Annotated in this window: 15 protein-coding genes; 13 read left to right on the forward strand and 2 right to left on the reverse strand. The window is 67.8% G+C overall.

The annotated features are described in order from the left end of the window. Positions 1–87: 87 nt before the first annotated feature. Together def and D2K64_RS19060 are read right to left on the reverse strand one after the other, a co-directional pair. A complete protein-coding gene (gene def, locus D2K64_RS19055; RefSeq protein WP_120009972.1) occupies positions 88–669 on the reverse strand; it encodes a peptide deformylase in 582 nt (193 codons plus the stop codon). A gap of 472 nt (positions 670–1,141) precedes the next feature. After that, complete coding sequence (locus tag D2K64_RS19060; protein ID WP_157985943.1) at positions 1,142–1,366, reverse strand: hypothetical protein; 225 nt, start codon at positions 1,364–1,366, stop codon at positions 1,142–1,144. A gap of 541 nt (positions 1,367–1,907) precedes the next feature. Here D2K64_RS19060 and D2K64_RS19065 point away from each other — a divergent pair. Genes D2K64_RS19065 through D2K64_RS19125 form a run of 13 tightly spaced genes read left to right on the forward strand, consistent with a single transcriptional unit; the run spans position 1,908 to position 15,865 of the window. Beyond that, entirely contained in the window at positions 1,908–3,104 is a 1,197-nt protein-coding gene (locus tag D2K64_RS19065; RefSeq protein ID WP_120009974.1) for an inositol-3-phosphate synthase, read from the forward strand. Between the two features lie 29 nt (positions 3,105–3,133). Then, positions 3,134–4,042, forward strand: a complete 909-nt coding sequence (locus D2K64_RS19070) for a hypothetical protein (RefSeq protein ID WP_202910748.1) — start codon at positions 3,134–3,136, stop codon at positions 4,040–4,042. Positions 4,043–4,065: 23 nt separating this feature from the next. Continuing rightward, entirely contained in the window at positions 4,066–5,148 is a 1,083-nt protein-coding gene (locus tag D2K64_RS19075; protein ID WP_202910749.1) for a class I SAM-dependent methyltransferase, read from the forward strand. After that, positions 5,148–6,185, forward strand: a complete 1,038-nt coding sequence (locus tag D2K64_RS19080) for a Gfo/Idh/MocA family protein (protein WP_120009976.1) — start codon at positions 5,148–5,150, stop codon at positions 6,183–6,185. Before D2K64_RS19075 ends, D2K64_RS19080 begins: the two co-directional genes overlap by 1 nt. After that, complete coding sequence (locus D2K64_RS19085; RefSeq protein WP_120009977.1) at positions 6,176–7,036, forward strand: MBL fold metallo-hydrolase; 861 nt, start codon at positions 6,176–6,178, stop codon at positions 7,034–7,036. The genes D2K64_RS19080 and D2K64_RS19085 overlap by 10 nt, the downstream gene beginning before the upstream one ends. Continuing rightward, complete coding sequence (locus tag D2K64_RS19090; protein ID WP_202910750.1) at positions 7,033–8,511, forward strand: YcaO-like family protein; 1,479 nt, start codon at positions 7,033–7,035, stop codon at positions 8,509–8,511. The genes D2K64_RS19085 and D2K64_RS19090 overlap by 4 nt, the downstream gene beginning before the upstream one ends. After that, positions 8,508–9,347, forward strand: a complete 840-nt coding sequence (locus D2K64_RS19095) for a sugar phosphate isomerase/epimerase family protein (protein WP_120009978.1) — start codon at positions 8,508–8,510, stop codon at positions 9,345–9,347. The genes D2K64_RS19090 and D2K64_RS19095 overlap by 4 nt, the downstream gene beginning before the upstream one ends. Continuing rightward, the gene (locus tag D2K64_RS19100) at positions 9,344–10,582 is read left to right on the forward strand and encodes a glycosyltransferase family 4 protein (RefSeq protein ID WP_120009979.1); all 1,239 of its coding nucleotides are present in this window, start codon (positions 9,344–9,346) and stop codon (positions 10,580–10,582) included. Before D2K64_RS19095 ends, D2K64_RS19100 begins: the two co-directional genes overlap by 4 nt. Continuing rightward, complete coding sequence (locus tag D2K64_RS19105; RefSeq protein WP_202910751.1) at positions 10,582–11,316, forward strand: PIG-L deacetylase family protein; 735 nt, start codon at positions 10,582–10,584, stop codon at positions 11,314–11,316. Before D2K64_RS19100 ends, D2K64_RS19105 begins: the two co-directional genes overlap by 1 nt. Further along, on the forward strand, positions 11,313–12,059 hold the full coding sequence (locus tag D2K64_RS19110; RefSeq protein ID WP_120009980.1) for a uracil-DNA glycosylase: 747 nt from the start codon (positions 11,313–11,315) through the stop codon (positions 12,057–12,059). The genes D2K64_RS19105 and D2K64_RS19110 overlap by 4 nt, the downstream gene beginning before the upstream one ends. Beyond that, a complete protein-coding gene (gene galE / locus D2K64_RS19115) occupies positions 11,962–12,975 on the forward strand; it encodes a UDP-glucose 4-epimerase GalE (protein ID WP_120009981.1) in 1,014 nt (337 codons plus the stop codon). The genes D2K64_RS19110 and galE overlap by 98 nt, the downstream gene beginning before the upstream one ends. Then, complete coding sequence (gene mdoH, locus D2K64_RS19120) at positions 12,972–14,612, forward strand: glucans biosynthesis glucosyltransferase MdoH (RefSeq protein ID WP_120009982.1); 1,641 nt, start codon at positions 12,972–12,974, stop codon at positions 14,610–14,612. Before galE ends, mdoH begins: the two co-directional genes overlap by 4 nt. Then, positions 14,597–15,865, forward strand: a complete 1,269-nt coding sequence (locus tag D2K64_RS19125) for an MFS transporter (RefSeq protein WP_157985944.1) — start codon at positions 14,597–14,599, stop codon at positions 15,863–15,865. Before mdoH ends, D2K64_RS19125 begins: the two co-directional genes overlap by 16 nt. Positions 15,866–15,920 lie beyond the last annotated feature (55 nt).

Consider the following 15,920-nt stretch of genomic DNA (forward strand, 5'->3'; position numbering starts at 1 on the left):
CACGCCAGCCTCAGCCAAACCAACATCACCGCCTGATCCACAACACCCATCCCTACAACAAGAAAAAAACAGCAATCGCCAACATGTTCAGGATCGGGAAAAGCCCCCCCACTCTTCTCTGATCTTGTCTGTTTGTACTTTCAGTTCGGCTTCGCGGGCGATCTCGTCATTGAAGCCCATCTTCTGAAAATCCACCATGCGCGTCGGGTAGAGAATGCCATCCAGATGATCATTCTCATGCTGGACAACACCGGCATGAAATCCCTCGACTTCTGCCGAAACCATTTGCCCATTGCAGTTCAATCCCGTGTAGCGGATCCGCTTGTAACGCGGCACCGCTGCCCTCAACCCGGGAATGGAGAGGCAGCCCTCCCACCGAAGATGTTTCTCCTCCCCGACGGGCTCGACCTGCGGATTGATCAAGACGGTGTTGCCGACCACGATATCATCGGCAGCCCCGCTGGTTCGATTCTGAAGCACCCGGAAGACGAACAGGCGCAGCGGCACGTGGACCTGCGGAGCCGCCAGGCCTGCGCCTGGAGCATCCTCCATTGTCTGGAACATGTCATGGACCAAACGCCGGATCTCTGGAGCACCGGGGTCGGAGACAGGAGCGCATTGTTCCAACAAAATCGGGTGGCCCATCCGGGCAATCTTCAGAATGGTCATCAAGGCCTCCGATCGAGAAGAATAAGCGTTGGCTCAGGCAGACAGCGTGCTGTCCATCCTCGCCCGCGGCAACACGTCTCGCAACTCGAGTTGGAACGGAAAAGCTTACGCTCCGGCTGAATCGTTTGATCAGCGACGTGGCGGTATCCTTCTCCGCGCCCGATGCCGAGCCCTCCAGCGGTTCGACTTGTCGACCATGAAGCTCATCTTATCCGAGAAAACACGGCTTCTGTCGGATGCGGATCAGGAGGCATGCTGGCCACCAAGCCAGATCGAGGGCACCATCGATGCGGGTGCGGGCCGAGGATCCTATCGCTAGCAAGCCGCGCCATCACTCCGCCTCCGCGTCATCGGAGAACCATCCTCACCAGCCTCCGACTCCAGGGCTCCCCCTGGCCGCCTCGGTGCCTTCCACGGCAATGCTGACCGGACTGGCGAGGCCGGAAACCGTGGCAACAATCCGCGTATGCTATCAGGTTACACCAGCGGCCGGATGAGTCCTCCCCATTTGCCATTGCTTCTGCACTTCCTCATTCACCGAGGCTGCTGTCTGACCTGGAGCCACGACCACCACGGCTCCGTTCAGGCGGAACCGGTAGGCTTTCTGGTGGCGGTTGGCCTTGTCAACGCACCGAGCGATAACATGGGGCAGGTAGTCGGTCTCCGACGTGCTGTAATCCTCGATCTGATGGTCCATTTTCTCCCCCATTTTCTGGTTGCATTAACCCTAGCGGGGATAGGGCGGCGAGGTCATCCCAAACTTCATGATCCGAGGGATCAGTGATGCTGCCGCCAAGCTTGAGCCATTCCTCCTTCGAAATACGATGTGGCAAAGCTTGGAGAAATGTACCCTCGTTACCCGGATCCAATGGTTCCTGACCTTTCCAGATCAAGCTTGACTTGATGCCCCGTCGCGACACGTGCCTCCTGGCCAAGGAGCGTCCTCTCTCCAGCGGTGAGGTTTGGCTCTGCGACGAAAGTTTCGGCTTCCATAGAAGCTGGTACTCGGTCAAAGCATCGCAATGGCGGTCGGAAAGGGCATCACTCATCCGCATCGTCGCAAAACTGCAGCAAAGAGCGACTGTGCTCTCCGCCATGATGGTTTTGCGAACAGGGCGTCAGGTGCACTGCTCCTGAGACATGCTCCAACCTCGCATCTGCAGCAATCTACACAGGTTTGTGATTGGCAGGATCTCAAACCGCACTCAGTTCCAGTTCCACCGGGTTGGGAAGGCAAAATGTCCACAAGTGTTGCACCGCGCAAATTGGGTGTCGCAATCGTTGGCCTTGGCGGAGCCGTCGCGACCACTGCGGTCGCTGGTATCGAGGTGCTTAAGAAGGGCAGCAATAAGATCGAAGGCCTGCCACTGGCCGACGCCAATATCTCGGGCATGGTCGACTACCGCGACATGGTGTTCGGCGGCTGGGACCTGAATGGGGCTGATCTCTCAACGGCTGCCGGTGAACACCGAGTCCTGAATGAAACGCAACTGGCCGAGACAGGTGAAGCCTTGTCTGCGATCCGGCCGTGGCCAGCGGTGGGTAGCGGTGCATTCTGCCGCGGCATCGATGGTGCGAATAAGCACGAGGCGCCTGGCCACCGCGCCGCAGTGGCCGCAATCGCTGATGATCTCCGCCGCTTCAAGCAGGACAGCGGCGCGGACAACGTCGTTATGGTGAACCTCGCTTCAACAGAGCGCACGCCCGTCGATGAAGGAACATTGAATTCGCTCGACGCCTTCGAGCGAGCCCTGGATCGCGACGATCCGGGCATTGGGCCGGCCATGCTCTACGCTTATGCCGCCATCGAGGCGGGTGTTCCCTACGGCAACTTCACGCCTTCTCTTGCCGCAGATGCTCCCGCGCTGAAGGAATTCGCCAAGCGCAGGAACATTCCCGTTGCCGGCAAGGATGGCAAAACGGGCCAGACCATGATGAAGACGGTTCTGGCGCCGGCACTTCGTGCACGTGCCCTGCACGTCGATGGCTGGTTCAGCACAAATATCCTCGGCAACCGTGATGGTGAAGCCCTGCGCGACCCGGACAGCCTGCAGTCCAAACTCGACACCAAGGGTTCCGTGCTCGACAGCATCCTCGGATATCATGTGGAAGACCATCTGGTCGATATTCGGTATTACAAGCCGCGGGGCGACGACAAGGAAGCCTGGGACAATATCGATATCTCGGGCTTCCTAGGCCATCGGATGCAGATCAAGGTGAATTTTCTGTGCAAGGACAGCGTGCTCGCGGCACCGCTCGCGCTGGAGATCGCCCGCGTGCTTGACCTCGCACAACAGCGCGGCGATGGCGGCGTCCAGGAGCAACTTTCGATCTTCTTCAAGGCTCCCATGGTGGCGAATGGCCACGCGCCGGAGCATGCTTTTCACACGCAGGAAAAGATGCTGATGGATTGGCTGGGCGCCCCCTCCCTCTGACCGTCATGCGGGATAACCGGGGAGTCTCGATGATGACTAGCAGTGCTGTCGCGACGCCGTTGGATTTGGATCTCCTGCGCGAACTTGGGGATCTGAAGCGGATTCGATCCGCGCAGGCAAGTGGCTCGATTGCCGAGCGCCTCTTCTTGCAGGCCTGGGCGGCGCTGCAGAATGGCTTGCCCACGACGGAGGTTTGTTTTGCCATCGTGCGGGCTGCCCTGTCCGCAACCCGGCTGGGAGACATAGACGCCGGGTTGCTGACGCGCCTCGGCCTGAGCGGATGGGAGGCCGCGGAGATCCTCCGCCGGGCCCTGGACGAGGCCGGCTCAGACCTCGATGCGGGACTCCGTGCTGCACTCGTCTCCGCAGTTTCCCTTCCGGACACAACAAGCCCGACGCTGTCCTTCGCACTCAGGCTGACCCGGCAGCCACGTGCCGGCGTGACCTGTCCGGGCAAGCCACGGGTGATGCTGGAGCCGCCGGAAAATCACGCTGAACATTGCTTGGTGGTGGCGGTTTACGGTGTTGTCCTCGCGGCGCGATACGGCGCGAAACCCGAAACCGTATTTCTGGCATCGCTCGCGCATCATCTGCATAACGCGGAGATTCCGGATTCCGGCTTTGCTGGGGAAGTGTTGCTCGGCGGGCACCTGGACTCGTTGTTCGATATGGCCACGCGGAATGCGCTTGCGGAGCTTCCGCCCGTCCTTGCCGCTCATGTCGAGGCGGCACGCAAAATCTTGCCTGACGCCGAAACGCCGGAAGGCCAAGCCTTCCATGCCGCCGATACGCTGGACCGCGTCCTGGAGATCGAACAGCATCTTCGCGCAGGCCGAACAACCATGCATCAGGTGCTCCATGAGATGCGTCTGGTGCATGAGGGAGCGGTGAAGTCGTTCCAGGACGCCCTGCTGACCGAGGCCGGGCTGCAGTCCTGATGCGCCGGGACACACCTCATTCCATGATCGATGCCGCCGGGGAACGCTGGCCGGTGATCGACGACGTTGTGTTCGCCCGCGCATCCCGGCGTGATCTGGCACGCACCGCCCTGGCCCTGCTGGACAACGGCTCCTGGCATGAGGCGCTGATTCTGTTGCTGGCCGACCAGGATGATTGGTGGACCGGGCCCACCGCCGATCCTGCGGCGTTGCGGCAACTCGTCGAGGCGCAAGACAGCCTGAGCCTGCGGCAGGCAATGCAGCTACTGTCCTGGGGGCCGGTCGCGGACTACTTCGCCCATCGCTGGAGCGACCCGACCTTCGTCGCCGGTATCGCCCTGATGGAAGCCCATTGGGACGAGCCGCGCACGGCTTTCGAGCTGGCGTGCGGCATCGGTCACTACCTCCGCGTGCTGGCGTCGCGAGGCGTCGTGGCCACCGGAGCGGATGTCGTGTTTGCCAAGCTGTGGGTCGCGCGCCACTGGATCGCTCCCGCGGCCGAGCTGATCTGCCTGGACGCGGCCCTGCATCCCTGGCCCACGATGGCCGATCGACGCTTCGATCTCGTGGCCTGCCATGACGCCTTCTATTTCTTGGAGCCGAAGGACGTGATCGTGGCGCAGTTGCGGCGCATGTCGGAAGACGGCGTTCTCGTCATCGGGCATGTGCATAACCGGGAATGGCCGAACCTTTCGGCCGGCGCCGCCCTGACGGCATCGGAACTCAGGGCGATGCTGCCCGACGCCCTGATCTATGATGACGCGGAACTGACGCGCACCGCCCTGCGCCGCGACATACCGAAACCTTCCCCGCCGCAGGATCTTCGCGGGGTGGAAGCATTTTCCGTGGCACTGGGCCGGAAGGTCGGCCGGCCCGGGGCCGCCAGTGGCCACCTCGCCTTGCCCTTGCCCGGAACCAAGCTGCGCCGAAACCCTCTCTATCAGAATGGTGCCGTGGTCTGGCCGTCGGATCGCTACGCGCAGGAATACGGGCCCAGGGCTACCTACCCGCCCGCCACGGCCTGTCCTGCCGAGGCAGTGGCCTCGGAAGCCACGGCGCAGCTGGTGCTCAGTCGCGAAATGCTTGATCTGCCGGATCGTTGGTGATGGACCGGAGCCAGCATCGCGGAGGCCCGCTGGGCTGGGGCATCGTCGGGTTCGGCTGGGTGGCGCGGGATCATGCCGCTCCAGCGATGGTGGCGGCAGGGCACGTCGTCAGGGCCGTCTGCGATCCGATGCCGGCGGCCCGGCTGTCCGCTCGCAACCGCCTGGACCCCGCCGGCGGCGTGCATGAAACCCTGACGCCTCTGCTCACCGACCCCGGAGTGGAGGCGATCTACGTCGCAACGCCCAATCACCTGCACCGCGACGCCGTGCAAGCCATTGCCGCGGCCGGCAAGCCGATCCTGTGCGAGAAGCCTATGGCGGCCTCGCTCGACGATGCAGAAGCCATGGCCGCGACCGTGGGCCGCTCCAGGATCATCTATGGAACCGCCTTCGACCAGCGCCACCACCCGGCCCATGCCGTGATGCGGGACGCCTTGGGGGACGGGCTCATCGGCACGCCGACGGCGATCCGCATTGTCTATGCCTGCTGGCTCGACGCGGGCTGGAGCATCACCGGGGAAGGCGACAACTGGCGCGCCGATCCGTCGCGCGCCGGCGGCGGCGCCCTGATGGACCTTGCTCCACATGGACTGGACCTCGTGGAATTCCTCCTCGGCGAACCGGTGGAGGAGATCGCCGCGCTGACGCAGCGCCGCGTGCAGTCCTATGCGGTGGATGACGGCGCGCTGATCATCGGGCGAACCGTCTCCGGCGTGCTGGCGCAGCTGCACGTCGCCTATAATTGTCCCGATGCCCTGCCGCGCCGCCGACTGGAGGTGTTAGGCGGCACCGGCCAGCTCCTGGCGGACAACACGATGGGGCAGGATGCCGGCGGCAGCATCACCTGGATCAACGCTGCCGGGGTGGCCAGAGCCCTGAACTTCGAAGGCGCGGCGGAATCGCCGTTCACGCGCCAGATGTCCGCCTTCGCCCACGCCGTCCGCACTGGCGACAGTGCTGGATTCAATGTCGCGCGTGACCTGCACACCATGCGCCTGCTGCACCGCGCCTATGCCGGAGACCCTTCATGCCGCTGATCCCCTGGGCCTGCGCCAATTGCGGCTTTTGGCAGAAGCATTTCCAGCCGAGCTCCTGCGCCATCTGCGATGATACGCGCAATGACCTGCCGCATGATGGCTGGCGCTTCCTGCGCGAGGAGGAGGTCGCAGCATCCGTCACCGGTTCCTGGAAGCAGTTGGGACGCGATCTGGTGGCCTTCTCCACCGCGCCGCCCTTCGGCCTGAATGGCACCGGGTGGCTGTTGCTGCATCCCGACGGCAACACCGCCTTCGAGGCCGCGCCCTATTACACGCCGCCGATGCTGGAGGAGATCCGCCGCCTCGGCGGCATCCGCTTCCTGGCAGCATCGCATTGCCACGGCTATGGCGCGCTGTGGCAGTTGCAGGACGTGTTCCAGCCGGAGGTCATGGCGATCCAGAAGGAGGACCTGCGCATGACCAAGGCGTTCCGTGTCACCTGGCCCTATGATGACGCGCTGGAACTGCGGCCCGGGCAGACGCTGCTGCATGTCGGCGGTCATTACGAGGGCCAGGCGGTGCTGCACGACGAGCGCCGGCGGATCCTGTTCTGCGGCGATGCCTTCAAGGTGGACCAGGACGAGACGGGTGAGAACCTCGCAGTCTCCACGCACAAGGCATTCCACAAGGACATTCCGCTTTCCCCCAACGAGGTGAGGAAGTACCGGGACGTCATCGGCGCGCTCGACTTCGATACCGTGTGCACGCCCTTCGAATATGCGCCCGGCATCACCACCGACATGGCTGTCGCCGTTCTCGACGACCAGCTGCGCGGACCACCGGGCGTGCGGCACATCCCGGTCGACGAGTTGACGATGAAGCGCCGCGGCAGCAAGGACATGCATTCATGAGCGACGATCTCCACAAGGTGGCCGCTGCGTTTCGCGCCACCATGCCGGCGGGCGCGCATGTGTCCGTCTTCCGCATCGACCAGATGGACCGTGTCGGAATTCCAGTCATGCAGGCGAACCTGATCCTGCCGGACGAACCCGCCACGATCGGCTACGGCTACGGCTTCACGCCGATCGAGGCGGAGGTCAGCGCGCTGGGTGAATTGTGCGAGGAAGTTCACGTCGGGCGCCACGTCGCCGCGGCACCCCGTACCCTCGGCAGCTACGCCGCCCTGTCGCGCCGCAAGGCGGTGGTGGACCCGCTGACCCTCTGCCTCGCCGCCGGGTCGGATTACGAGCCGGAGATGGAATTGCCCTGGATCGAGGCACGGCGCTGGCCTTCGGGCGAAGCCGTGCTGGTTCCCCGCGAATGGGTGGCGGCCTATCCCTACCAGCTCGGCGAGAAGCCAAGGCTGATCACGCCGATCACCAACGGTCTGGGCGCGGGCTTCGACCTGGAACATGCCATCGGCCACGGCATCATGGAGGCGCTGCAGCGCGACGGCAACGTGGTGGCCTACCGCGCGCTCGACCAGGGCCGCGTGATCGACCCGGGCCAACCGGCCGATGAGCAGGTTCGCGGATTGCTGGAGCATCTGCGCGGCCTCGGGATCAAGGTGAAGGTGAAGCTCGCCGCCACCGATTTCGGCATGACCAACCTTTACGTCGTCGGCGACGACACCGGTGCCCCGGTAGCCCCGATCCAGGTCACGGCCTGCGGAGAGGCCGTGCACCCGGACCGGAACCGGGCCCTGCGCAAGGCGCTGCTGGAATTCTGCGGCTCCCGTGCCCGGAAAGCGGCGACGCACGGCCCGATCCCGCTGCTGCGGCAGAACCTGCCATCCGAATATGTTGAGCGCCAGCTCGCCGTCGCCATGCTGGACGAGGAGGAGCCGCGCGCGCTCGATGCCATGGTGGAGTGGATGGGGCAAGATGCCGCCGCGCTGCGCGACCGCCTGTCGGGAAGCGTGTTCTCCGAGCGCGAGCGGCATGATCTCTCGAGCCTGCCAACCGTCGCTCCGGAGGCGGTGTCCGCTTCCGCGCGGCGCCTGGAGTTCCTGACGGAGCAACTGGCATCGGAGGGCCTCGGAATCCTTTACGTGGATTGCTCGCCGCCGGCAGGAGGCGTGCGCGTCGTCAAGGTGATCGTGCCCGGGCTGGAGATCGAGACGATGAGCTATCATCGCATCGGCTGGCGCGGCGTGCGGCGCCTGCGCGACCGCGGCGACCCCCTGATTCTCGATCGCTCCGCGCAGGGCGCCGCGCGGGTGCGCCTGCGGCCGGAAGACGAGGCGCGGGCGGGTGGTCCCGCCTGGTTCGATGCCGCGCTGGCCGACCGCACCGTCGGCCGCCTGTACCCGATGTATCGTGAAACCGGCACCTTCTCGGCCCAGCTCGTGCTGGCTGCGCGCCGGGGCGAGGCGGTGCCGGCATGAGCTTGCGCTTCGCCTACAACACCAACGGGGCCGCCAACCACCGGCTGGACGACGCCTGTGCCATCATCGCGGATGCCGGCTACAACGGCGTCGCGCTGACGCTGGACCACCATCACCTCGATCCCATGGAAACGGGCTGGGTGGCGCGCGCCGAGGCGCTGGCGCATCGGCTGAACGGGCTCGGGCTGGGCTGCGTCATCGAGACCGGTGCGCGCTACCTGCTCGACCCTCGCGTCAAGCACGAGCCCACCCTGCTGACGGCCGAGCCGGAAGGCCGCGCGCGCCGTGTCGCGTTTCTGCGCCGGGCGATCGACGTGGGTGCCGTTCTCGGCGCCGAGGCCATGTCGTTCTGGGCCGGAGTGCCGAAGGCCGGGGTGACGCCGGAGCAGGCCTCTGCCTGGCTCCGGGACGGCGTGGCCCAGGTGCTGGAGCACGCCGCCCTCCGCGGCGTCGATGCCGCCCTGGAACCCGAGCCGGGCATGCTGGTGGAAACGGTGGACCACTGGAAGGCGCTGCACGCGGAGTTGCCGGCGCTGACCCTCGCGCTCGATCTCGGGCACCTGCTGGTGACGGGCGAGCGCGAACCGCCCGCCGCCCTGCGGGAATTCGCCCCGCACCTTGGCACCATCGCTATCGAGGACATGGCACGCGGTGAGCACATCCACCTGCCCTTCGGCGAGGGCGACATGGACATCCCCGGCTGCCTCGACGCGCTGGAGACGATCGGGTTCCGGCGGCTGGTCTGCGTCGAGCTGTCCCGGGAAAGCCACCGCGCCGACACGATGATCCCGCAATCCCGGCGCTGGCTGGCCGAGTGCCGAGACAACCGGGCATGAGGGTTCTGTTCCTGTCCCGCCGCTTCTTCCCCGCCATCAGCGGCATGAGCGTTTACGCGCAGAACCTGCTGGAGCAACTCGTCGGCGCCGGGCACGACGTCACCATGGTCAGCCAGTACCGGGACGATGCCGCAGGCACCCGCGTCTATGGCGGGGGGCCGCCGCCGGCCGTGCCCGGCGTCCGCGTCCTCGGCCGCCGCTCGCTGGGCGAGGAAGCCTTTGCCGAGCCGGGCGGGGCGGATTTCGAGCGCGACATCGACGACATGGTGGACACCATCCTGGCCGAGCATGCCCGCGCGCCGTTCGACGTGCTGCACGCGCAATACGGCTACCCCAATGGCTGGGCCGCGCTGCTGGCGGCGCGCGAGATCGGCGTGCCCACCGTGGTGTCGATCCAGGGTGGCGACGGCCATTGGGTGGGATCCTGCTGTGAAACGCACCGCCAAGCGATGATCCGGGTGCTGGAAGGCGCGGATCGCCTGCTGATCGGCTGTGACAGCTTCGCGCAGGAAGTCGTCGACCGGCTGGGTGTGGCACGCTCGCTGTTCACCATCGTGCCCGGCGCGGTGGATGTGCGGCAGTTCCGCCCCGTCGAGGGCCGTGCGCCGGGCGATGCCGTCGATCCCGTGCGCCTCTTCTACCACGGCCGGGTGGATCGCCGGAAAGGCGTGCTGGACTTCCTGCAGGCGCTCGCGATGCTGCGCCAGCACGGCACCCGCTTCGCCGCGACGATCAGCGGCATCGGCCCCGACCTCGACGCGGCGCGCGCGCTGGACGCCGAGTTGCAGCTCGGCACACGCTTCTCCGGCTATGCCGATTACGATGCGGCACCGGCGCTGTACCGCGACCAGGACGTGTTCGTCTCGCCCACCTATGCCGAGGGCTTCTCCAACACGGTGCTGGAAGCCATGGCCAGCGGGTTGCCCAGCGTGTCCTGCACCGCGGTCGGCGTGGTGGATTGCCTGCGGCACGACGAGAACGGCCTCCTCTCCGAGCCAGGCGAGGTTCCGGCCCTGGCGGAGAACCTCCGCCGCATCATCATGGATGCCCCGTTGCGTCGCCGGTTGGCCGAGACGGCCCTTGCCGAGTGTCGGCGGACCTATTCCTGGGAAGCGGTGGGCCGCCAGATCATGGGGATCTACGCGGAAGTGCGGGGCACGAGGCCGGGAACGGTGCTGGACCCTGTGCTGCCCAGAACGGAATGCCGCTTCCGCGCGGCGCCGCACCTGCTCTGATGCCAACCGTTGTTGCCGTGTCGCCGCATCTGGACGACGCCGCATTCTCGGCCGGCGGGGCGCTGGCATGGATGGCGGGCCAGGGATGGAACGTCATCGTGGCCACCGTGTTCTCCGCGACGGTGCCGGACCCGGAAGGCTTCGCACTACGCTGCCAGACCGACAAGGGCCTGAAGCCGGACGCGGATTACATGGCGATCCGCCGTGCGGAGGATCTGGCCGCGGGCGAGGCGCTGGGCGTCCGCATGATGCATCTGCCGCTGCCGGAGGCGCCGCACCGCGGCTATGCCGACGCGGCGGCGCTGTTCGGTTCCCTGCGGCCTGACGACACGCCGGCGCCCGTCGCCGAACTCCTGCGGGGGTTGCTGGCCGACTGGCGGCCCCATCTCATTCTCGCGCCGCAGGCAGTGGGCGGGCACGTGGATCACGTGCTGGTGGTTCAGGCGCTGCGGCAGGTGACGCCGGAGGTGCCGGTCGGCTGGTGGGCGGATTTCCCCTACACGCAGCGGGCCGACACGCCGGCGCGCCCGTTCGCGGAAACCTTCGCGCGCCTGCCCGAACACGCGCTGCCGGGCGATCCGCGGCGGAAGCACCAGGCCTGCCTCGCCTACGGCACCCAGCTGGGCTTCCAGTTCGGCGGGCCCGAAGGCCTGGCGAAGGCCCTGGCAGAAGCCGGCGGCCCCGAGCGGGTGCGGCTCCAGGGGACGGCGCCGTGGCTGCCGCTCAGTGCATGACGACCCTGCTGGTGGAACCCGAGGCGCTGGCGTCGCGAATGGCGGCGTTGAGATCGGCGCCGCGGATGCGGCCGCTGCGCGCCCTCGCGGCACGGCTGCGGCGGGCCACGGGCCGCGAGGTCCCGGAAGCGGATCCCCTCGATGGCGGCGCGGAAGCGCGGCTGCTGCTGCTGCTGCTGGAGACACCGGCGCCCCGCCTGGGTTCCGGCGGCTTCGTGTCGCGCGACAACCGTGGCGGCACCGCGGCCAATCTCCGCCGCTTCCTGGCCGATGCCGGGCTGGAGCGCGGCGACACGCTGCTGTGGAACGCGGTTCCCTGGGTGATCCACGCGCCGGGTGCCCGCAACCGCACACCCACGGCCGCGGAGCGACGGGCCGGTGCCGCCTGGGTGCCCCCGCTGCTCGCCATCCTGCCGCGCCTCGCGGTGGTTGTGCTGTCCGGCCGCGTGGCCGCGGCGCTGCAGACAGCGATCCAGGCCTGCCGGCCGGAACTGCCGGTGTTGTGCATGCCCCATCCGAGCCCGACCTTTGTTTGCACCAGCCCAGACGTGCCCCGCCGTATCGCCGCCGTGCTGGCCGAGGCGACCACGCTGCTCCGCGAGGCGCCGTTCTTCCCCGAATCATCTCCGTCAGGACACATTCTCCATGACCGCAGTGCTTGTCACAGGCGGGGCCGGCTACATCGGCAGCCAGGTGGTGCTGGCGCTGCTGGAGGCCGGCTTCCGCCCAACCGTTCTCGATGACCTGTCCACCGGCGTGCGGGAGGCGGTGCCGCCCGGCACGCCCTTCGTCCTGGGCAATGCAGGCGATTCCGACCTTGTCCGGACCGTGCTGGAGCGGACGGAAAGCCAGGCCGTGCTGCACTTCGCGGCGTCGCTGGTGGTTCCGGAAAGCCTGGATCATCCGCTGCGTTACTGGCGTAACAATCTTGGCACCACGCTGGGCCTGCTGGAGGGCATGATGCGCGCGGCGGTGCTCCGCCTCGTGCTGTCCTCCACCGCGGCGGTGTATGGCATCCCCGAAACCCTTCCGGTGGACGAGGACGCCGCCTGCCATCCGATCAACCCCTATGGCTCCAGCAAACTGGCGGCGGAACGGCTGGTGACCGAGGTCGCAGCGGCGCACGCCCTGCGCTGCGTCGCGCTGCGCTACTTCAACGTGGCGGGTGCCGATCCGGCCGGGCGGAGCGGGCAGCGGCGTCCCGGTGCGACGCACCTGATCAAGGTCGCCTGCGACGCGGCGCTCGGCCGGCGCGACGCTGTGGAGATCCACGGCGACGACTACGCCACGCCCGACGGAACCGGGGTGCGTGACTACGTGCATGTGGCGGATTTGGCCAGCGCCCATGTGGCGGCCCTGCACCACCTGCTGGATGGCGGTGGCTGCCTGACGGTGAATTGTGGCTACGGCCACGGCCATTCCGTGCGGCAGGTGCTGGCAGCCGTGGGACGCGCGGCGGGCCGGCCGGTGCCGTGGCGGCTGGCGCCCCGGCGCGCCGGCGATCCGCCGGCGGTAGTGGCGCGGGCGGAGCTTGTGCGGCAGCGCCTCGGCTGGCGGCCGCGGCACGACAGCCTGGACCGCATCGTGGCCGATGCCCTGGCCTGGGAAAGGCGTGGCAGCATCCGGGCGGCGGTTCAGCTTTCCGCGGCAGGAGAATGAGCGCGGGGCTGCGGCCGGCGATTGCCGAGCAGGTTCGTCCGGCGGCACCGACGCGCGGGCGGCGCCGCGTCTTTGCCGCGGTGGTGGCCGGCCTTTCCCTGCTCTGGCTCGGCTTGGCCGTGTTGGTCTTCGCGCCCGGCGGCTGGAGCTTCTGGGAAGTCGGGCTGTTTCTGTGCGCCGCAGCCAATGCGCCGTGGCTGGCGCTGGCCGGAGCAACGGGCCTGGCCGGTCTTCTCCGCCGCGCCCGGCACGCGACCGATCCCGCGCCAGTCCATGCGGAGCGGCTTCACCTGCGCACCGCGATCGCGGTGTGTGTGCGGGAAGAGGCGATGGAGGCGGTGATTCCTCCCTTGTCACGCCTCCTCGATGGGCTCGCAGCGGCCGGCCATGGCGGCAGCTTCGCCCTGGCCATCCTGTCCGACACCCAGGCGCCCGCGGCGGCGATCCGCGAGGAAGAGGAGGCCATGGGCCTCGCCGCGGCCCATCCGCCGGGCGCGGTGATCTACCGCCGCCGGACCGACAATGCCGGCTACAAGGCCGGAAACGTGATGGAATTCCTGGATCACCAAGCTGACGGCTTCTCCCTGATGCTGCTGCTGGATGCGGATTCCGAGATGTCGCCCGCGCTGGTGCTGCGGATGGCGAGGATCATGCAGGCGGATCCCGGCCTGGCCATTCTGCAGACCACCGTGGCCGGTCGCCCCGCGCGCGCCGCCTTTGGCCGGGTGTTCGGCTTCGGCCATCTTGCCGGCACGCTGACCTGGGCTGCCGGGCAAGATTGGTGGCAGGGCGACGAGGGCCCGTTCTGGGGACACAACGCGCTGATCCGCATCGCTCCCTTCCGCGCGCATTGCAGGCTGCCGCCGCTGCCGGACGGCTCCCGCATCCTGTCGCATGATCACGTGGAGGCGGCGCGGCTGCATGCCGCCGGCTGGGGCGTGCGGGTGATGCTGACGCCGGACGGTTCCACGGAGGCGCACCCGCCGAACCTGCCGGAGTTCCTGAGCCGCGACCAGCGCTGGAGCGCGGGCAACCTGCAATACCGGCACCTCCTGCGCAGCTCTGACCTCGGCGTTCTGGGCCGGTTGCAGATGCTTCAGGCGCTGCTGCATTACGCCTTGTCGCCGCTCTGGTTCGCGATGCTTCCATTGGCGGCGCTGAACGCGCTGGATGGGGCGGAGGACACGCCGCGCGGCCTGCTGCTGGTGCTGCTGGCCTCCGGCTACGGCATGCTGCACCTGCCGCGACTGGCGGGGCACGCCCATGCGCTGGTCCGCCTGCCGGCAGGCCAGCGCCGGGCCTATCTCGGCCGGGCGATGGTCGAGAGCGGCTTCCTGCTGTTGTTCGACAGCATCGCGGCCCTGGACAAGACCATCACGGTGCTGAGCCACGCGCTTGGATTCCGCCGGGCGGGCTGGCCGGCGCAGCACCGTGCCGAGCAGCCTGTGCCCTGGGGCACCGCCGCACGGCGCCTGTGGCCGCACACCCTGGCAGGGCTGGCGCTGCTCGGCGCGTTCATCGCCTCCGGCTCCGCCTTCGCCGCGATCGTGGCGCTGCCGGCAGTGGCCGGGCTGATCGGAAGCATCCCGTTCTGCGTGCTGACGGCAGTTCCGGACCCGGCGTGCGACCGCCGCTGATCGCTTCGGCCGGCTGGCGCTCCGCCACGGTTTTCGTGCTCTATGCCTATCAGGGACTGGTCGCCGGCTTCGCGGTGACCGCCCTGCCGAACCATTTCGCCGCGCTCGGCGCCAACGCGTCCGAGGTCGGTGCCCATGTCGCCATGGTCGGACTGCCGTGGATCCTGCAGCCGCTCTGGGGTCCGGTGGTGGATCGGTTCGGCGGCTTTCGCATGGGCCGGCGGCGCTTCTGGATCGTGGCCGGTATTCTGCTGTCGCTGCTCGCCCTGACGCGGCTCCTGCTGGTCGAGGAGGCCGGCCGGCATGATCTTCCGGCCCTGAGCCTGGTGTTCCTCGCCCACAGCGCCCTGGCCTCCCTCACCGATACCGCGACCGACGGCATGATCATCGACCATGTTCCGGCCGGGCGTCTCGGCATAGCCAACGCGACCACGCGGGCAGGTTTCGTGACGGGCATCTCGCTGGGAGCCGCGGGGTTCGGCTGGCTGCTGGCGCGGCACGGGCTGCAAGCCGCTTCGGCGGTGCTGCTCGCCATCGGAACACTGGCGCTGGTGCTGCCGCTGCTGGTGCGGGAAGCCCCTGGCGATGCATGGCTGTCACTGCGGCAGCGGCCGCTGGCTCGCCCTTCGGGCCTCGGCCGGCTGCTGCGCGGCCTGGGACGATCCCTGGCGCAGCCGCGCATGATGCTGCTGCTGGCGTTCTGCTTTGCAGTCGACCTGGCCGCCGCGGCCTTTCGCGTGCCGCTGGCGGTGGAATTGGTGCAGCGGCTGGGCTGGACGGCGGAGGCGCTGTCCGGGTTCCAGGGCCTGGCCGGATTTCTGGCCGGAACAGCCGGCGCCCTGGCGATCGGCTGGTGGACCGACCGGACCGGTGCCCCTCGGGCGCTGACGATCCTGCTGGCCTGCAGCGCCCTGAGCCATGGCGCGGCCGGCCTGATGCTGGGCCAGATGATGGGGGGTGGAGCGGGCGTCGCGGGTCCATTGGCGCTCGCCCTTTCCACCGTGACACCGGCGCTGGTGTTCGTTGCGCTGGCTCCCGCCGTGATGCAGGCTAGCCGCGGCGAGGCGGCGGCCACCCGCTTCGCCCTGTTCATGGCGGCGCTCAACATGGGCGACGTGGCCGGCGCTTCCCTGTCAGGTTTCCTGGTGGAACAGCTTGGCCTTCCGCTGCTGGGCCTCGCCGCGGCGGCGATGTTCCTGGGCGGCGCAGCGGTGGTTCGCTTCGGCCTGCCCGGTCCAAGGCCGACCGCGTAGGACGCCACCGCCGGCCCTGATCCGGACGGCACGGGCGCGCGGAAGATCGACGCGG

Origin of the sequence: Teichococcus vastitatis, assembly GCF_003604215.1 — a bacterium.
In the GTDB taxonomy this organism is placed as follows: Bacteria; Pseudomonadota; Alphaproteobacteria; order Acetobacterales; family Acetobacteraceae; genus Pseudoroseomonas; species Pseudoroseomonas vastitatis.